This is a genomic window from Streptomyces sp. NPDC008121 (assembly GCF_042957155.1).
In the GTDB taxonomy this organism is placed as follows: domain Bacteria; phylum Actinomycetota; class Actinomycetes; order Streptomycetales; family Streptomycetaceae; genus Streptomyces.
On record NZ_JBIBHT010000002.1, the window covers coordinates 830,065 to 846,991 of the forward strand.

The window sequence follows — 16,927 nt, forward strand, 5'->3', positions numbered from 1 at the left end:
GCAGGAGCTGGGCCGCTTCTCGGGGGGATGACCGTCAGCCGGCCGCCATCTCCTCCTTGAGGGCCTGCAGGAACGCGTCGACGTCGTCCTCCGTGGTATCGAAGGAGCACATCCAGCGCACGTCGCCCGCGGCCTCGTCCCAGAAGTAGAAGCGGAAGCGCTTCTGCAGCCGGACGCTGACCTCGTGCGGCAGCCGGGCGAAGACCGCGTTGGCCTGGACGGGGTAGAGGATCTCCACGCCGTCGACCTCCCGCACCCCGGCGGCGAGGCGCTGTGCCATCGCGTTGGAGTGCCGGGCGTTGCGCAGCCACAGGTCCTTCGCGAGCAGCGCCTCCAGCTGGACCGAGACGAAGCGCATCTTGGACGCGAGCTGCATGGACAGCTTGCGCAGGTGCTTCATGTGGCTGACCGCGTCCGGGTTCAGGACGACCACGGCCTCGCCGAAGAGCATGCCGTTCTTGGTGCCGCCGTAGGAGATGACGTCCACGCCGACCGCGTTGGTGAACGCCCGCATGGGGACGTCCAGGGACGCGGCGGCGTTGGCTATCCGGGCGCCGTCGAGGTGCACTTTCATGCCCTTGGCGTGGGCGTGCTCCACGATGGCCCGGATCTCGTCCACGGTGTAGACCGTGCCCAGCTCGGTGTTCTGGGTGATCGAGACGACCTGCGGCATGGCCCGGTGCTCGTCCTCCCAGCCCCAGGCCTGCCGGTCGATCAGCTCGGGGGTGAGCTTGCCGTCCGGGGTGGGCACGGTGAGCAGCTTGAGGCCGCCCATCCGCTCGGGGGCGCCGCCCTCGTCCACGTTGATGTGCGCGGACTCGGCGCAGATCACCGCGCCCCAGCGGTCGGTCAGCGCCTGGAGGGCGGTGACGTTCGCCCCGGTGCCGTTGAAGACCGGGAAGGCCTCCGCGGAGGGCCCGAAGTGGCTGTGCATGATCCGCTGGAGGTGCTCGGTGTAGTCGTCCTCGCCGTAGGCGACCTGATGGCCGTCGTTGGCGAGCGCGATGGCCGCGAGGACCTCCGGGTGGGCTCCGGCGTAGTTGTCGCTGGCGAAGCCCCGGACCGACGGGTCGTGGTGACGACGCGCGTCGGTCCTCGGGGGCATCGCGGGGGTCACGGCTTGGGGGTCAGCCACAGACGCTGTCCATTCACTTCCTGGGCGGGCCGGTCCCAGACTCCGGCGATCTCCTCGGCCAGATCCTTGACGTCCGTGAAGCCCGCGAACTTCGCGTTCGGTCGCTCGGCGCGCATGGCGTCGTGGACCAGTGCCTTGATCACCAGGATGGCAGCCGCGGCCTTGGGGCCTTCGTCGCCCCCCTGCTTGCGGAAGTCGTCGCCGAGGGCGAGGGTCCAGGCCTCGGCCGCGGCCTTGGCGGCGGCGTAGGCCGCGTTGCCGGCGGTGGGCTTGGAGGCGCCCGCGGCGCTGACGAGGACGTAGCGGCCGCGGCCGCTGCGCATCAGCGGCTCCTGGAAGGCGAGCGTCGTGGACTGGACGGTGCGGATCAGCAGCCGCTCCAGGAAGCTCCAGTCGGCGAGGTCGGTCTCGGCGAAGGAGGAGCTGCCGCGCCAGCCGCCGACGAGGTGGACCAGGCCGTCGATCCGGCCGAACTCCTTCTCGGTCTTGTCGGCCCAGTCGCGCGCCGCGCCGAGGTCCAGGAGGTCGACCGTGTCCCCGACGACGGTGGCGCCGCCGTGGGCGTACCGGGCGGCGTCGACCGCCTCGGCCAGCCGGGCCGGATCCGCGTCCGAGGCGACGACGATCGCGCCGGCGTCGGCGAGTCGCATCAGCGTCGCCCGGCCGGCCGCGCCGGCCGCTCCCGCGACCGCGATGACGGCACCTTCCAGCGGTCCGCCGTTCCCGTTGCCGTTCATGGTCGTCGCCTCCTCCGTGACGTGGTTCACGCGGCAGCCTGCTCGGCCCGCGAAGCGTTCACGGCGGTGATGCCCTTGGTGGAGGCGATCACACCCTTGAGCTTCTTGGCCAGGGCCTCATAGAACATGCTGAGCGGAAACTCGTCCGGAAGCACGTCGTCGACGAGCTTGCGCGGCGGCTGCGTCAGGTCCAGGGCGTCGGGACCCTTGGCCCAGCGCGAGCCGGGGTGCGGGGCGAGGTAGGTGGAGACCAGCTCGTACGCCTTGAACCAGTGGACCAGCTTGGGGCGGTCGATGCCGTCGCGGTACAGCTTCTCGATCTCGGCGCAGAGCTGATTGGTGACCTCGGGGGCGCGCTGCCAGTCGATCTTGAGGGTGTTGTCGGTCCAGCGCACCACGTCGTGCTTGTGGAGGTACGCGAAGAGGAGCTGGCCGCCCAGACCGTCGTAGTTGCGGTTGCGGTCGCCGGTGACCGGGAAGCGGAACATCCGGTCGAAGAGGACGGCGTACTGCACGTCCCGGCCGTGCGCGTTGCCCTCGGCCTCCAGCTTCACGGCCTCCTTGAAGGCGGTGAGGTCGCAGCGCAGCTCCTCCAGGCCGTACATCCAGAACGGCTGGCGCTGCTTGATCATGAAGGGGTCGAAGGGCAGGTCGCCGTGGCTGTGGGTGCGGTCGTGGACCATGTCCCAGAGCACGAAGGCGGCCTCGCAGCGCTTCTGGTCCTCGACCATGGCGGCGATGTCCCCGGGCAGGTCGATGCCGAGGATGTCGACGGCGGCCTCGGTGACCTTGCGGAAGCGGGCGGCCTCGCGGTCGCAGAAGATGCCGCCCCAGCTGAAGCGCTCGGGGGCCTCGCGCACGGCGATGGTCTCGGGGAAGAGGACGGCCGAGTTGGTGTCGTACCCGGCGGTGAAGTCCTCGAAGGTGATGCCGCAGAAGAGCGGGTTGTCGTAGCGGGTGCGCTCCAGCTCGGAGAGCCACTCCGGCCAGACCATGCGCAGCACGACGGCTTCGAGGTTGCGGTCGGGGTTGCCGTTCTGCGTGTACATCGGGAAGAGCGCCAGGTGCTGGAGCCCGTCGACGCGGTCGGCGGCCGGCTGGAAGGCCAGCAGGGAGTCGAGGAAGTCGGGGACCTGGAAGCCGCCGGCGGCCCACGCGCGCAGGTCGGCGACGAGGGCGCGGTGGTATGCGGCGTCGTGCGGGAGCAGCGGGGAGAGCTGCTCGACCGCGGCGACGACGCGCTCGACGGTGGCCCCTGCCTGGGCGTGGGACGGCGCGTCCGCGGCGTCGAAGTCGATGGAGCCGTCCGCGCGCTGCCAGGGACGGATCTCCTCCACGGCCTTCTTGAGCTCGGGCCAGGCAGGGTGGTCGATCACCGGGGCGGAGGTGGATATCCCCCCACCGGTCACGTCCTGCACAAGAATTTCCGTCATTCCTCTTCCTCCACAGGAGAACCTCGCGTCAGGACACCGTATCCATCCGCGGCTTCTCCACACAAGGGGACCAGGATAAATTATCCTGCGCACCCCCCTGGTCACCGCTAATTTTCCTGCCGTACGGGGTTTAGGCGCGTGCATCGGTGGCAGAGGCAGGCGCGGCGGCACGGGCGCCGCAACCCCTCGCACGGTTCGCCCGCATACCCCGCGCGCGCGTGCTTCCCTCTTCGGTCCCACCGATTAGGCTGCGCCCCCACCGGGAGACCGGCGGGACCCGGGCCAGGACATCGACGGAAGCGAGAAGATCTTGAGTTTCCTCACCATCGGTCATCGCGGAGTCATGGGCGTCGAACCCGAGAACACCCTGCGTTCCTTCGTCCGCGCCGAGCAGGCCGGGATGGACGCCATCGAACTGGACCTGCACCTGAGCAAGGACGGCGCCCTCGTCGTCATGCACGACGCGGACGTCGGACGGACCACCGACGGCAGCGGCCCGATCGCCGAGCTGACCCTGGCGGAGCTGCGCGGCCTCGACGCCGGCAAGGGCGAGCGCGTGCCCGTCTTCGAGGAGGTCCTGGACGCGGTGCGCTCCCCCCTCCAGGCCGAGATCAAGGACGCGGCGGCCGCCCGGGCCCTCGCCGAGGTGATGGTGCGCCGGGCCCTGGCCGACCGGGTGGAGGTCCTCTCCTTCCACGACGAGGCCCTCGCGGAGATCTCCCGGCTGGTCCCCGGCGTGCGGACCGCTCTGGTGGCGGACCGCTGGGGCGCGGACGTCGTGGACCGGGCGAAGGCGGTCGGAGCCGCCGCCCTCGTGCTCAACATCCGCCACCTCACCCTGGAGACCGTGGAACGGGCCCACACGGAGGGGCTGCGCGTCATCGGCTGGGTGGTGAACACCCAGGAGCACCTGCGGCTGGTGCGGGCCCTGGAACTCGACGGCGCGACGACCGACTACCCGGAGATCCGCCGCACCGGCCGGTTCACGGCCTGAACGCCGGGGGCACCCACGGCCCCCGGGGCCGGCTCAGACCAGCGGCTTGACCAGGAGTTCGAACTGCAGGTCGTCGCGCTGCGGCAGGCCGAAGCGCTCGTCGCCGTACGGGAACGGCGTCATCCGTCCCGTACGGCGGTAGCCGCGCCGCTCGTACCAGGCGATCAGCTCCTCGCGCACCGAGATCACCGTCATGTGCATCTCCCGCACACCCCAGACCTCGCGCACCCGGCGCTCCGCCTCGGCGATGATCCGACGGCCGAGGCCGGCGCCCTGCAGCTCGGGACGGACCGCGAACATGCCGAAGTAGGCCGCGTCGCCGCGGTGCTCGAGCTGGCAGCAGGCGACGACCTCGCCGTCGCGCTCCACGACCATCAGCCGGCTCCCCGGAGCGGTGATGACCGCCCGCACGCCCTCCGCGTCGGTGCGCTGCCCCTCCAGGATGTCCGCCTCGGTGGTCCACCCGGTCCGGCTGGAGTCGCCGCGATAGGCCGACTCGATGAGCGGTACGAGCACCGGGACGTCGTCCTCGACCGCGTCGCGGTAGCCGATCCGGCTGGTGTCCTGGGGCACGGCGGTGTCCATGGTCTGCGGTCTCCCCTCGGGGCGGTGAGCGATCGGTGGAGGCGATCGCCCCGAGCCTATCGGGCGGCGCACTCCCCCTCGTACACCCCCGCGCGCCTCTGCGCTCGCGTGTGCACCCGTGGCGACGGGCATGCAGCAGAGGACCGAGCGGCGCCGTCGAAGGGGGAGGTGTGCCGTGCACGGACCGGCGTGGTCGGCCTGGCCGGCGTGGCTGTCGGTGGTGCTGTGCGGGGCGAGCGGGGTGTACTGCCTGCTGCGCACGCGCGGCCGTGCCGGACAGGAGCGCAGGGCGGCGGGGGGCGAGGCCGTGATGGGCCTCGGGATGGCGGCGATGGCCCTGCCCGCGGCGGTGCTCACGCCCCCGGCATGGAGCTGGGCGGTGTACGCCGGAGTGTTCGGCACCGCGGCGCTGCGCTCGCTGGTCGCGGCCCGGCGGGGCGGACACCACCTCCACCACCTCGTGGGCTCCTCGGCCATGGTCTACATGGCGGTGGTGATGGCCGCCCCGGGCGCGGGCGCACACGGGGGGCACGGGGGGCACGGAGCCGACGGCACGGGGGGCGTTCCGGTCCTGACAGGGCTGCTCCTCGCGTACTACACGGGGTACGTCCTGTGGTCCGGGGCGCGGCTGGTCCCGGGGACCCTCCCGGCCGCGGCGGTCCCGGCCGGGCCGACGCCGGTCGCCGCGGACGCCCGGCCGGAGTTCACCCGGGTGTGCCGGCTGTCGATGGCACTGGCGATGCTGGCGATGCTGCTGACGCTGTGAAACCGTGGCGTACGTCACTTGGCGCGCGAGGACATACCCCCGGGTGGCACCGCACTCATAGGCTGACGCCATGTTGGTCTCCCTCGCGCTGCTCGCGCTCGGCGTCCTGACCGCCGCCGTGGCCCCGCGGCTGCTGTCGCGGTCCGACTGGGCGGAGCGCGAGCCCGTGGTGGCGCTCTGGGTGTGGCAGTGCGTGGTCGCGGCGGTCCTGCTGAGCTTCGCGCTCTCCATGACGTTCAGCGCGGCGGCCGCCTGGCAGGCGGTCCGCGGACGGGTCTTCGCCCCGGCCCCGAGCGGAGTCCTGGAGGCGTACGAACTGGGCACGCACCAGCCCTGGTCGGGAGCGCTCGCCGTGGTCCTGGCCTGCGGCGGGCTGTGGACCGGCGCCATGCTCGGCCGGGAGATCGGCCGGGCCCGGGCCCGTCGGCGGCAGCGCCGTCGCGAACTGCTCGTCCGCTCCCCGCTGTTGCCCGGGGAGGAGCCCGGCGGCGAGCGGCTGGTGGTGCTGGAGGGCGAGCGGGCGGACGCCTGGTGGCTGTCGGGCGCCGCGCCGCAGCTGGTCATCACGACCGCCGCCCTGCGGCGGCTGAAGGGACGCCAGCTGGACGCCGTGCTCGCCCACGAGCAGGGACACGCCCGGGCGCGACACGACTGGCTGCGCCATTGTTCGGCCGCGCTGGCCGACGGCTTCCCCGGGATCCCCGTCTTCGCGGCCTTCCGTGACCAGATGCACCGGCTGGTGGAGCTGGCCGCCGACGACGTGGCCTCGCGCCGGTTCGGGCGGCTGACGATCGCGCTGGCACTGGTGGAACTGAACGAGGACCGCGGGGTGTTCGGGCCCGGGCAGGCGCAGGACGCCGATCTGCCGCACCGGGTGAACCGCCTCCTCACGGCCGCCCCGCGCTTCACGGCCGGGCGCAGGCTGCGGCTGACCGCCGCGGCGGCCCTGGTGCCCGTGGTCCCCGTCGTGGTGGCCTTCGTCCCCGCACTCAGGGCACTGGGCTGGTAGCGCCCACCGGAGTACTTCGCACGGCTCGGGGAAGATCGTGGCATGCGTTCCTCCGCCGTCGTCTCCGGTGCCCTGTCCGTGCTGCTGCTCGCCCTGGTGGCCTTCGGATGGCCCCCGCTGCTCGCCCTGGACCGGTCCGTGACGGACACGCTCCACGACAACGCCGTCGCCGAGCCCGGCCTCGTCCGGCTCAACCGGGTCCTGAGCGACTGGGTGTGGGACCCCCTCACGATGCGGGCGCTGATCGCCGCCGCCGTGGTGGCGCTCTGGTGGCACCGCGAGCGCCGGCTCGCCCTGTGGCTCGTCGTGACGACCGCGCTGGCCGCGGCGGTGCAGCAGGGGCTGAAGGCGGCGGTCGGCCGGGAGCGCCCGAGCTGGACCGACCCGGTCGACACCGCCCACTTCGCCGCCTTCCCCTCCGGGCACGCCATGACGGCCATGGTGAGCTGCGGGCTGTTGCTCTGGGTGCTGGCGCTGCACTGGCGGGAGACCTGGCGGGGGTGGAGCCTCCTCACCGTGGCCGCCGTGGTGTCCGTGCTGGGCGTCGGGTGGACTCGCGTCTATCTCGGGGTGCACTGGCCATCGGACGTGGTGGCGGGGTGGCTGCTCGGCTGGACCTTCGTCGCTGTGGCGATCGTCACGTACCGCGGAAAAGGGGCGGGCCGGGAGGGTCCGGGGCGTCCCGGGAGCGACCGGAGGAGAATGGGGGAAACGCACTGAAGCCGTCTGTCCTGGACGATCCCCCGCGTCGCCCAGAACAGACGGCAAACCCGCTGACCAGGCACGAAGGCGCGACAGCAGGATGCGCTGAGTATATTGGCTGCGAGCCAGTCAACGCAGGAGTCCAGCATGTCCCCGCGTAGCGCATCGGTCAATGAAGAGCTTCGGAGGCGTTCGCGCGAACGGCTTCTGCAAGCCACCGTGGAGCTGGTCTCCGAGCGGGGTTTCGAGGCCACCACGCTGGGCGACATCGCCGAGCGGGCCGGTTCGGCGCGCGGGCTGATCTCGTACTACTTCCCGGGCAAGCGCCACCTGCTGCAGTCGGCGGTGCACCGGCTGATGCATCTGACGCTGGAGGAGGCGCTGGAGCGCGAGCCGCGTACCGAGGACGGGCGGGAGCGGATGGCCCGGGCGATCGACGCGGTCCTGGGGCTGGCCGTGAGCCGCCCGGTGCTGATGCGGACGCACATGGCGGGCATCCTGCAGGCCGAGGGGTTCGTGCAGTGCGACGAGCAGCAGCGGCTCGCCTTCCTGCTGCGGGACACGGTCACGCGGTACGGCTCCCCGGACGTGGACACGGAGTATCCGCTGCTGCGGGCCCTGCTGATGGGCGCGGTGGTGGCGGTGCTGCTGCCCGGCGCGCCGATGCCGATGGCGCGGTTGCGGGCGGAGCTGTTCCAGCGGTACGGCCTGGACTGGGAGATGGGGATGCCGCCGGACGGAGGTCCGCCCGACGGCATGCCGCACGACCGGTCCGGGGGGCCGGACCGGGTGCCCGGTCAGTCGTCGAAGTCGTCGGAGTAGTCCGGCTGGGTCTGGACGTTGAGTTCGTGCATCCGGACCCGCTTGGCGGCGTCGGTGCGCCGGTCGTCGAGCCGCAGGACGTCGAAGCCCTTCGCCATGTCGTTCGAGTAGATGTGGCCGTTGTAGTAGTACGCCGACCAGGTGCCGCCGCCGACCAGCGAGGTGGCCGAGAGGGGGCCGCGCTCGAAGAAGGCGATCTCCTTCGGCCTGCGCGAGTCGGTGAAGTCCCAGACGGAGACACCGCCCTGGTACCACGACTGGACCATCAGGTCCTTGCCCTTGACCGGGATCAGCGAGCCGTTGTGCGCGACGCAGTTCTCGGTGTCGGCCTGGTGACGCGGGATCTTGTAGTAGCTGCGGAAGACCAGCTCGCGCCGGTCGCCCTTGCCGACGATGTCGTAGATGCCGTTGGCGCCGCGGTTCGGGCCGACCTCCGCGTTGCAGGTGGCGGCGCCGCCGCCGCCCAGCTCGTCGGTGAAGACGACCTTGTTCGCCTTCTGGTTGAAGGTCGCCGAGTGCCAGAACGCGAAGTTGACGTTGTCCTGGACCTGGTCGATCACCCGCGGGCGCTCGGGGTCCTTGATGTCGAAGAGGATGCCGTCACCCATGCAGGCGCCCGCCGCGAGGTCCTTGGAGGGCAGGACGGTGATGTCATGGCAGCCGGTGGTCTTGGAGACGCCCGGGTTGGTCGGGCCGCCAGGGTTGCCGCCGCCGTCCGGACCCTCGCCCGGGAAGAGGACGGGGAAGCCGACGATCGCGGCCTTCTCGGGCGCCTTGCGGGGCACCTTGATGACCGTGATGCCGTCGTGCGGGGGTTGGCAGTCCGGGAAGGCCGCGTTGGGCGAGTACGAGGAGACGTAGACGTAGACGTTCCTGCGCTCGGGCACCAGCGTGTGGGTGTGCGAGCCGCACGCGGTCTCGACGGCGGCGACGTACTTCGGGTTGCGGATGTCGCTGATGTCGAAGATCTTCATGCCCTCCCAGGAGGACTTCTCCGTGGCCGGCTGGGTGGTGCTGGCACAGGAGTCGTCGCTGCGGGAGGAGTCGGTGGAGAGGAAGAGGAGGTCGCCGGAGACGGAGACGTCGTTCTGCGAGCCGGGGCAGAGCACCTGGGCGACGGTCTTCGGGGCGGACGGCCGGCTGATGTCGAAGATCCGGAAGCCGTCGTAGTTGCCGGCGAAGGCGTACTTCCCCTGGAAGGCCAGGTCCGAGTTGGTGCCCTTGAGCGCGTCCTTGGGGATGTTGGCGAGGTGCTTGATGTTGGCGGAGTGGACGATCTCGTCCACTCCGGGTATCTCGCCGCTCTGGATGGCGGCCCGGGCCTCGGCGGCCTGCTCCGCCGAGACGGTGCCCCGCACGGTGGCGTCACCCGGATCGGGCGTGGCGGCGGCGGGGCCGGCGGCGAGCAGGCCGACCAGCAGTCCGGCCGCGGCGGTGGCCACACCCAGACCTCTGATCCGTGCGCGCGGAGTACGCGTGGTACGCAACGAAGTCACTCCGTCCTCCCTTGTGTCCGTTCGCGGTTGAACGGTCGATGGACGTCGGCAGTATCGTCCTTGCCGTGCACATCTCAACAGATGGCAACACGGACGTCATCAAGGATTTTGATCGGCGACCGGATGAGGCGTGCGGGGAGCGGGCGTTGGGAACGGTCTCCTCGGCGCCGCGCCCGCAGGCCGTGATGCCGTCATGCCGGAAACCTTCTCGAAGCCTTTCTGGAGGTCGTCTTGTCGAACCGCCGTACGCGTGCAGCCGTCGCCGTCGCGCTGAGCGCCGTGATCGCGGGGGCGCTGACCGGCTGCGAGTCGGGCTCCGACCGGGAGGCTCCGCGCGGCCAGGGCTCCGGCTCGCCGGCGGTGGTGGCCCCCGGCAGACCGGGCGAGGAGGCGCGTCGGATATCCCCGGAGGAGGCGGCCCGGCTGCTGCCCGACGACAAGCCCAACTCCGCCGACTTCACGTATGCGCAGATGATGATCGTGCACCACCGGCAGGCGCTGACGATGACCGCCCTCGCCCCGCAACGGGCCGATTCACCCCAGGTGAAGAAGGTGGCGGAACGGATCGCTGCGGCGCAGCGGCCGGAGATCGGCGCGATGGAAGGTTGGCTGAAAAACAACGGTGGCCCGCGTCCGCAGAAGGGGCACGACCACCACTCGATGCCGGGGATGGCGACCGAGGCGCAGCTGGCCCAGCTGAAGACCGCCCGGGGTAAGGCGTTCGACGAGCTGTTCCTGCGGCTGATGATCACCCATCACGAGGGAGCGGTGTCGATGGCGGCCGAGGTGCTCGGCGAGGGCAACAACGTCCTCGTGGAGGAGATGGCAAGCGATGTGATCGCCCAGCAGACCGCGGAGATCAACCGGATGCGGTCCATGTAGGGCGATGCGGGCGGGGCGGGCCCAGGCGCGTGAGGGCGGTGCGGCACGGGCGCGTGGGCGGACCCAGGCGCGTGAGGGTAGCGCGGCACGGGCGCGTGGGCGGACCCAGGCGCGTGAGGGTAGCGCGGCACGGGCGCGTGGACCTCCCGCGCGGGGGCCGGCGGTGGGATGCTGGAAGCCTCTCGGCAGGGATCCCCGCGGCGGGAAGGAGTACGGCCGTGCTTCGAGTCGCTGTCGTCGGTTCCGGGCCCAGCGGGGTCTACACCGCCCAGGCGCTGGTCCAGCAGACCGCGGTCCCCGACGTGCGGGTGGACGTCCTGGACCGGCTGCCCTGCCCGTACGGCCTGGTGCGCTACGGCGTCGCACCGGACCACGAGAAGATCAAATCCCTGCAGCAGAACCTGCGGGCCGTGCTGGAGGACGAGCGGATCGGCTTCCTCGGCAATGTCGAGGTCGGCGCGCGCGGGCTGACACCGGCCCGCCTGCTGGAGCTGTACCACGCCGTCGTGTACTGCGTCGGCGCGGCGCGCGACCGGCGGCTCGGGGTCCCCGGCGAGGAGCTGGCGGGCAGCTTCTCGGCGACGGACTTCGTCTCCTGGTACAGCGCGCACCCCGATGCCGTGGCCGACGGCTTCGGGCTCGCCGGGCGCTCGGCGGTGGTGATCGGGGCCGGGAACGTGGCGGTGGACGTCGCCCGGATCCTGGCGCGCGGCCCGGACGGGCTGCGCGCCACCGATGTGCCGCAGGGGGCGCTGACGGCACTGGAGGCGAGCCGGGTGCGCCAGGTGCACATGGTGGGCCGGCGCGGTCCCGGGCAGGCCAAGTTCACGACCAAGGAGCTGCGCGAGCTGGGCGCGCTCCCCGGAGCCCGGATCCGGGTGGAACCGGCGGATCTGGCGCTCGACCCCTCCTTCGCCGACCCCGCGGGTCTCGCTCCCGCGAACCGGCGGAACGTGGAGGTCGTCCGCGGCTGGGCGGCGGCAGCGCCCGTTCCGGCGGGGGCGCGCTCGCTCACCCTGCGGTTCTTCCTGCGGCCGGTGGAGTTGCTGGGCGAGGACGGCAGGGTGACGGCGGTCCGCTTCGAACGCACCGAGCCGGACGGCGACGGGGGCGTTCGGGGCACCGGCCGGTTCGAGGAGATCGAGGCGCAACTGGTGCTGCGGGCCGTCGGCTACCGAGGGGTGCCGCTGCCCGGGCTGCCCTTCGACGACGCCCGGGGAACCGTGCCGCACACGGCGGGCCGGGTGCTGCGGCAGGGCGTGCCGTCGCCGGGCGAGTACGTGGCGGGGTGGATCAAGCGCGGGCCCATGGGGGTCATCGGCAGCAACCGGCCCTGCGCGAAGGAGACGGTGACCTCGCTGCTGGCGGACGCGGAAGGGCTGGCCGGGCGGGCGGTGGCGCCCGACCCGCTGACGGCGCTGCGCGACCTGGGCCACGAGCCGGTCGCCTGGCCCGGCTGGCTGGCCATCGAGACCGCCGAGGCGGCCCTGGGCCGCTCGCTCGGCCGCGGCCGGGTCAAGATCGCGGACTGGGCGGGCCTACGCGCCGCGGCCCGCCCGGACGCGGCCTGAACCCGCCCCCGGCGGCGGTCCCGGCGGCGGGGCCTCCCGGACATGGTCCAGGGCGAAGCTCGCCTCAGGTCGCCGAGGGGGCGCCGAGACGGAGTTCCTGGCCCTCCGCGGCGGTGAGGACGCTGTCGAGGAGGCCGGGGAAGAGCGCGTCCAGATCGTCCCGGCGCAGGGCGTTGAGCTTGGCGGTGCCCCGGTAGATCTGCTGGATGACGCCGTTCTCGCGCAGCACCCGGAAGTGGTGCGTGGTCGTGGACTTGGTCACCGGGAGATCGAAGTACGAACAGCTCAGCTCCCCCTGCTCACGGGCCATGTCGCGCACGATCCGCAGCCGCACGGCGTCCGACAGGGCATGGAGCACGCCCTCCAGGCGGATCTCCTCGCGCGTGGGGTGGTCGAGGACCCGGGGGTTGGTCGCGGTGGTCACGGCGGCTCCTCTGCGTCGGGGTACGCCGACATTGTACGAGGACCCTCGTAGTTTGACAGATGCCGTACTACGATGAGTATCGTACGAGCATCCCGTCAGGCCCCCTGGATCGGAGTCGCCATGAGTGCCGCCCTGTTCAAGCCCTACACCCTCCGCTCGCTGACCATCCCCAACCGCGTCTGGATGGCGCCGATGTGCCAGTACTCGGCGGAGACGACCGGGCCGAACGCGGGCGTGGCACACGACTGGCACTTCGCGCACTACGCCTCTCGCGCCACCGGTGGTACGGGCCTGATCCTCGTCGAGGCGACCGCCGTGGCCCCCGAGGGCCGGATCAGCCCCGCCGACCTCGGCCTCTGGAACGACACGCAGGCCGAGGCGCTGGCCCGGATCGCCGCCTTTCTCAAGGACCACGGCACCGTCCCCGGTATCCAGATCGGTCACGCCGGCCGCAAGGCCGCCACCAACCCGCCCTGGGTGGGCCGCGGTCCGGTCGGCGAGGACGGACACGGCTGGCAGCCGCTCGCGCCGAGCCCCGTCGCGTTCGCCGACGGCTACCCCGTGCCCACCGAGCTCACAACCGAGCGGATCGACGAGATCGTCGGGCAGTTCGCCGACGCGGCCCGCCGCGCCCTCGCCGCCGGCTTCCAGGTCCTCGAGGTGCACGGCGCCCACGGCTACCTCATCGGCGAGTTCCTCTCCCCGCACAGCAACCACCGCACGGACGCCTACGGCGGCTCCTTCGAGAACCGCACCCGCCTCGCCCTGCGGGTGGTCGACGCCGTCCGGGCCGTCTGGCCCGCGGAACTGCCGCTCTTCTTCCGGATCTCCGCCACCGACTGGCTCGGGGAACAGGGCTGGACCGCGGACGAGACCGTCCGCTTCGCCGCCCTGCTGCGGGAGCACGGCGTGGACCTCCTCGACGTCTCCAGCGGCGGCAACGGCGGCCCGGCCGACATCCCGGTCGGCCCCGGCTACCAGGTGCCCTTCGCCGCCCGCGTGAAGGCCGAGACGGGGCTTCCGGTCGCCGCGGTGGGTCTGATCACGGACAGCGAGCAGGCCGAGAAGATCGTCGCCAACGGGGAGGCGGACGCCGTCCTGCTCGGGCGCGAGCTGCTGCGGGACGCCTCCTGGGCCCGCCGGGCGGCGCGCGAGCTGGGCGCCGAGACGCACGCGCCGGACCAGTACGCCTGGGCGATCTGAGACCGGCGGCGGCCGCGCACCGGCGTGGGCCGCCGCCGGCCGTAGGTCGCCGCGCGCCGCTCACCGCTGGCCGCTCCCCACTCGTCACGGAAGCCCGCCTCCGTGCGTCGGCCAGGCTCGCCTCCGTATGTCGCCGCCTCCGGGGCCGGACCCGGAACACGCCCCCGACCTGCGCAGACGCGGCTGCGGGAGCCACTGTCAGTGGTCGGGTGCAGACTGGCCCGTATCCGCGACAACGGCGTCCTGGAGGTGTCGGCCATGCCCGACGTAGTACTGACCGTAGGCACCCGCAAGGGTCTGTTCATCGGCCGCAGGCGCGCGGGCCGGTGGGAGTTCGGCGAACCCCACTTCAACGCGCAGGCGGTCTATTCGATCGGCATCGACACCCGCAGGGACACGCCCCGGCTGCTCGTCGGCGGGGTCAGCGAGCACTGGGGCCCCTCGGTGTTCCACTCCGACGACTTCGGGGCGACCTGGACCGAACCGTCGAAGCCGGCCGTCAAGTTCCCCCAGGACACCGGCGCTTCGCTGGAGCGGGTCTGGCAGTTGCATCCCGCGCCCGCCCACTCGCCGGACGTCGTCTACGCCGGGACGGAGCCCGCGGCCCTGTTCACCTCCGTCGACGGCGGGGAGTCGTTCGAGCTGGTGCGCCCCCTCTGGGAGCACCCGACCCGCTCGCGCTGGGTGCCGGGCGGCGGCGGCGAGGCCGTGCACACGATCGTCACGGACCGGCGCGACCCGGAGTCCGTGACCGTCGCGGTGTCGACCGCCGGGGTCTTCCGCACCCGGGACGGCGGCGCGAGCTGGGCGCCCGCCAACCACGGCGTCTCGGCGGTCTTCCTGCCCGACCCGGACCCGGAGTTCGGCCAGTGCGTCCACAAGATCGCCCAGGACGCGGGCGACCTGGACCGGCTGTACCTGCAGAACCACTGGGGGGTGTACCGCAGCGACGACGCGGGCGGGAAGTGGACGGACATCGGAGCCGGCCTGCCGTCCGACTTCGGCTTCACCGTCGCCGCCCACCCCCATCGGCCCGACGTGGCCTATGTGTTCCCCATCAACGCCGACATCGACCGCGTGCCCGCCGAGCGGCGCTGCCGGGTGTACCGCACCAGCGACGCCGGCGGCAGCTGGGAACCGCTCACCTCCGGCCTTCCGGAGGGCGATCACTACGGCACCGTGCTGCGCGACGCCCTGTGCACGGACGGCGCGGACCCGACGGGCGTCTACTTCGGCAACCGCAACGGCGAGGTGTACGCGAGCGCGGACGACGGGGACAGCTGGGAGCTGCTGGCCGAGCACCTGCCCGACGTGCTCTGCGTGCGGGCGGCGGTGATCGACTGAGTCGCGCGGGCCGGCCCGGCACGTGGTGATCGCCGGGGGGGCGATCCCGTGCCGGGGCGGGGCGCTGCGCCAGTAGAGTGACGGCCGTGGCAGCACGACCGTTGAATGAGATCGTCGAGCCGGGGTGGGCGCACGCGCTCGCGCCCGTGGCCGAACGCGTCGCCGCGATGGGCGACTTCCTGCGACAGGAGATCGCCGCCGGGCGCACCTACCTTCCCTCCGGGGCCCACGTCCTCCGGGCGTTCCAGCAGCCGTTCGACGAGGTGCGGGTCCTCATCGTCGGCCAGGATCCCTACCCGACGCCGGGACACGCCGTCGGGCTGAGCTTCTCGGTGGCGCCGGACGTGCGGCCCCTGCCGCCCAGCCTGGAGAACATCTTCCGCGAGCTGAACACCGACCTGGGGCTTCCGCGCCCCTCGAACGGCGATCTGACGCCCTGGACCCGCCAGGGGGTGCTGCTGCTCAACCGAGCCCTCACCACGGCTCCGCGCAAGCCGGGCGCGCACCGCGACAAGGGCTGGGAGGCGGTCACCGAGCAGGCGATCCGGGCGCTGGCCGCCCGTGGGAAGCCGCTGGTGTCCGTGCTGTGGGGGCGTGACGCGCGCAATCTGCGTCCGCTGCTCGGCAATCTGCCGGCCATCGAGTCCTCGCACCCCTCCCCCATGTCCGCGGACCGCGGCTTCTTCGGCTCCCGGCCGTTCAGCCGCACCAACGAACTGCTCCTGCGCCAAGGGGCGCAGGAGGTCGACTGGCGGCTTCCGTGACCCGGGGCGGTCGGCGCCGGTGACGGCCGGCGGCTGGGTCCTGGGCGTCGACTCGGGCGGGTCGGGGCTGCGGATCGCCCTGGCGCACGCCGAGGACGGCCGCGTGGTGGAGACGGTCTCCTCCGGCGAGCCGGTGCCGACCGGCCCGGCCGGGATCGAGGCCGCCGCCCTCCTGCGGCAGCTGTTGCCCGCCGTCGAGGCGATGCGGCTCAGCGCCGGGGCCGTCGACGCCCCGGCCGCCGTGGCGATCGGGGCGGCCGGGATGGCGACCCTCGGGGGCGAACTGCGGGCAGTGCTCCCCGGCGCCCTAAAGCAGGCCCTTGGGGTGCGGAGGCTGGCACTGGCCGCCGACGCCGTCACCGCCTACGCCGGGGCGCTGGGGCAACGCCCCGGAGCCGTCGTCGCGGGCGGCACGGGGATGATCGCGCTCGGCACGGACCTGGTCTCCTGGCGCCGGGCCGACGGCTGGGGCCATCTGCTGGGCGACTGCGGCGGCGGCGCGTGGATCGGCCGGGCCGGACTGGAGGCGGCGATGCGCGCCCACGACGGCCGGCGGGGCGGCTCCGGCGCGCTCCTGGCCGCCGCCGAGCAGCGCTTCGGGCCGGTCGGCGGGCTGCCCGGCGCGCTCTATCCGCGGACCGACCGGCCCGCCGTCCTGGCCTCGTTCGCTCCCGACGTGGCGGGCTGCGCCGCCGAGGGCGACCCGGTGGCGGCGGACGTCCTGGCCCGGGCCGCCGCGCACATCGCCGAGGCCGCGGCGGCGGTCTGCCCCACCGCCGGGGAGTGCGAAATCGCCCTGACGGGCCGGCTGTTCAAGCTGGGCGACCCCCTGCTCGTACCGCTGGCCGGCGAGCTGGCAGACCAACTCCCGTACGCCCGGCCGGTGTCGGCCGCCGAGGATCCGCTCGGCGGCGCCGTCGCGATCGCCGCGGCCCTCGCCCGCGGCTCGCTGCGGCTGCCGAGAGACCCCCGACTGCTCCATCTCGGCCCCCCGGAGGTGTCCGGCGGATCGGGGTCGGACACGACCTAAGGAGCGGTTCGGACATACAGGGGCAGATAA

Annotated in this window: 17 protein-coding genes; 11 read left to right on the forward strand and 6 right to left on the reverse strand. The window is 72.7% G+C overall.

Annotation, left to right across the window (positions count from 1 at the left end; genetic code table 11):
• Window positions 1–34: 34 nt before the first annotated feature.
• Genes ACFZBD_RS09245 through ACFZBD_RS09255 form a run of 3 tightly spaced genes read right to left on the reverse strand, consistent with a single transcriptional unit; the run spans window position 35 to window position 3,305 of the window.
• On the reverse strand, window positions 35–1,105 hold the full coding sequence (locus ACFZBD_RS09245; RefSeq protein WP_391138561.1) for a beta-eliminating lyase-related protein: 1,071 nt from the start codon (window positions 1,103–1,105) through the stop codon (window positions 35–37).
• A gap of 8 nt (window positions 1,106–1,113) precedes the next feature.
• On the reverse strand, window positions 1,114–1,872 hold the full coding sequence (locus ACFZBD_RS09250; RefSeq protein ID WP_391138563.1) for an SDR family NAD(P)-dependent oxidoreductase: 759 nt from the start codon (window positions 1,870–1,872) through the stop codon (window positions 1,114–1,116).
• Between the two features lie 26 nt (window positions 1,873–1,898).
• Window positions 1,899–3,305, reverse strand: a complete 1,407-nt coding sequence (locus ACFZBD_RS09255) for a DUF6421 family protein (RefSeq protein ID WP_391138052.1) — start codon at window positions 3,303–3,305, stop codon at window positions 1,899–1,901.
• 310 nt (window positions 3,306–3,615) lie between these two features.
• On the opposite strand from ACFZBD_RS09255, the gene ACFZBD_RS09260 reads away from it, so the two are divergent.
• A complete protein-coding gene (locus ACFZBD_RS09260; protein WP_391138055.1) occupies window positions 3,616–4,299 on the forward strand; it encodes a glycerophosphodiester phosphodiesterase family protein in 684 nt (227 codons plus the stop codon).
• A 33-nt stretch (window positions 4,300–4,332) separates the two neighbouring features.
• Here the strand turns inward: ACFZBD_RS09260 and ACFZBD_RS09265 are convergent, their stop codons facing one another.
• Window positions 4,333–4,884: a GNAT family N-acetyltransferase gene (locus ACFZBD_RS09265; protein WP_391138059.1), complete on the reverse strand. Its 552-nt coding sequence runs from the start codon at window positions 4,882–4,884 to the stop codon at window positions 4,333–4,335.
• A gap of 175 nt (window positions 4,885–5,059) precedes the next feature.
• Here ACFZBD_RS09265 and ACFZBD_RS09270 point away from each other — a divergent pair, with 175 nt between their 5' ends.
• The 4 genes from ACFZBD_RS09270 to ACFZBD_RS09285 all read left to right on the forward strand — a co-directional run bounded on the left by ACFZBD_RS09270 (window position 5,060) and on the right by ACFZBD_RS09285 (window position 8,183).
• Window positions 5,060–5,650, forward strand: coding sequence for a DUF5134 domain-containing protein (locus tag ACFZBD_RS09270; RefSeq protein WP_391138065.1), 591 nt, complete (start codon window positions 5,060–5,062; stop codon window positions 5,648–5,650).
• A gap of 70 nt (window positions 5,651–5,720) precedes the next feature.
• Window positions 5,721–6,659, forward strand: a complete 939-nt coding sequence (locus ACFZBD_RS09275) for a M48 family metalloprotease (protein ID WP_391138068.1) — start codon at window positions 5,721–5,723, stop codon at window positions 6,657–6,659.
• Between the two features lie 42 nt (window positions 6,660–6,701).
• Entirely contained in the window at window positions 6,702–7,379 is a 678-nt protein-coding gene (locus ACFZBD_RS09280; RefSeq protein WP_391138071.1) for a phosphatase PAP2 family protein, read from the forward strand.
• Window positions 7,380–7,508: 129 nt separating this feature from the next.
• On the forward strand, window positions 7,509–8,183 hold the full coding sequence (locus ACFZBD_RS09285; protein WP_391138073.1) for a TetR family transcriptional regulator: 675 nt from the start codon (window positions 7,509–7,511) through the stop codon (window positions 8,181–8,183).
• Here the strand turns inward: ACFZBD_RS09285 and ACFZBD_RS09290 are convergent.
• Window positions 8,159–9,679, reverse strand: coding sequence for an LVIVD repeat-containing protein (locus ACFZBD_RS09290; protein WP_391138076.1), 1,521 nt, complete (start codon window positions 9,677–9,679; stop codon window positions 8,159–8,161). The genes ACFZBD_RS09285 and ACFZBD_RS09290 overlap by 25 nt on opposite strands.
• A 231-nt stretch (window positions 9,680–9,910) precedes the next feature.
• Here ACFZBD_RS09290 and ACFZBD_RS09295 point away from each other — a divergent pair, with 231 nt between their 5' ends.
• Together ACFZBD_RS09295 and ACFZBD_RS09300 are read left to right on the forward strand one after the other, a co-directional pair.
• Window positions 9,911–10,561: a DUF305 domain-containing protein gene (locus tag ACFZBD_RS09295; protein ID WP_391138079.1), complete on the forward strand. Its 651-nt coding sequence runs from the start codon at window positions 9,911–9,913 to the stop codon at window positions 10,559–10,561.
• A gap of 218 nt (window positions 10,562–10,779) precedes the next feature.
• A complete protein-coding gene (locus ACFZBD_RS09300) occupies window positions 10,780–12,132 on the forward strand; it encodes an FAD-dependent oxidoreductase (RefSeq protein WP_391138082.1) in 1,353 nt (450 codons plus the stop codon).
• Window positions 12,133–12,196: 64 nt separating this feature from the next.
• Here ACFZBD_RS09300 and ACFZBD_RS09305 read toward each other — a convergent pair whose 3' ends face one another.
• Window positions 12,197–12,556, reverse strand: a complete 360-nt coding sequence (locus ACFZBD_RS09305; protein WP_391138085.1) for an ArsR/SmtB family transcription factor — start codon at window positions 12,554–12,556, stop codon at window positions 12,197–12,199.
• Window positions 12,557–12,676: 120 nt separating this feature from the next.
• Here ACFZBD_RS09305 and ACFZBD_RS09310 point away from each other — a divergent pair, with 120 nt between their 5' ends.
• The 4 genes from ACFZBD_RS09310 (at window position 12,677) to ACFZBD_RS09325 (ending at window position 16,897) form a co-directional block, all read left to right on the forward strand.
• The gene (locus ACFZBD_RS09310; RefSeq protein WP_391138088.1) at window positions 12,677–13,759 is read left to right on the forward strand and encodes an NADH:flavin oxidoreductase/NADH oxidase; all 1,083 of its coding nucleotides are present in this window, start codon (window positions 12,677–12,679) and stop codon (window positions 13,757–13,759) included.
• A 258-nt stretch (window positions 13,760–14,017) separates the two neighbouring features.
• Window positions 14,018–15,103 (forward strand): exo-alpha-sialidase, encoded by a 1,086-nt coding sequence (locus ACFZBD_RS09315; protein ID WP_391138091.1) that lies wholly within the window; start codon window positions 14,018–14,020, stop codon window positions 15,101–15,103.
• A gap of 86 nt (window positions 15,104–15,189) precedes the next feature.
• The gene (locus ACFZBD_RS09320) at window positions 15,190–15,867 is read left to right on the forward strand and encodes a uracil-DNA glycosylase (RefSeq protein WP_391138094.1); all 678 of its coding nucleotides are present in this window, start codon (window positions 15,190–15,192) and stop codon (window positions 15,865–15,867) included.
• A 19-nt stretch (window positions 15,868–15,886) separates the two neighbouring features.
• Window positions 15,887–16,897 carry a BadF/BadG/BcrA/BcrD ATPase family protein gene (locus ACFZBD_RS09325; RefSeq protein WP_391138097.1) on the forward strand — a complete coding sequence of 337 codons (1,011 nt, stop codon included), beginning with the start codon at window positions 15,887–15,889 and terminating at the stop codon, window positions 16,895–16,897.
• Window positions 16,898–16,927: the final 30 nt, after the last annotated feature.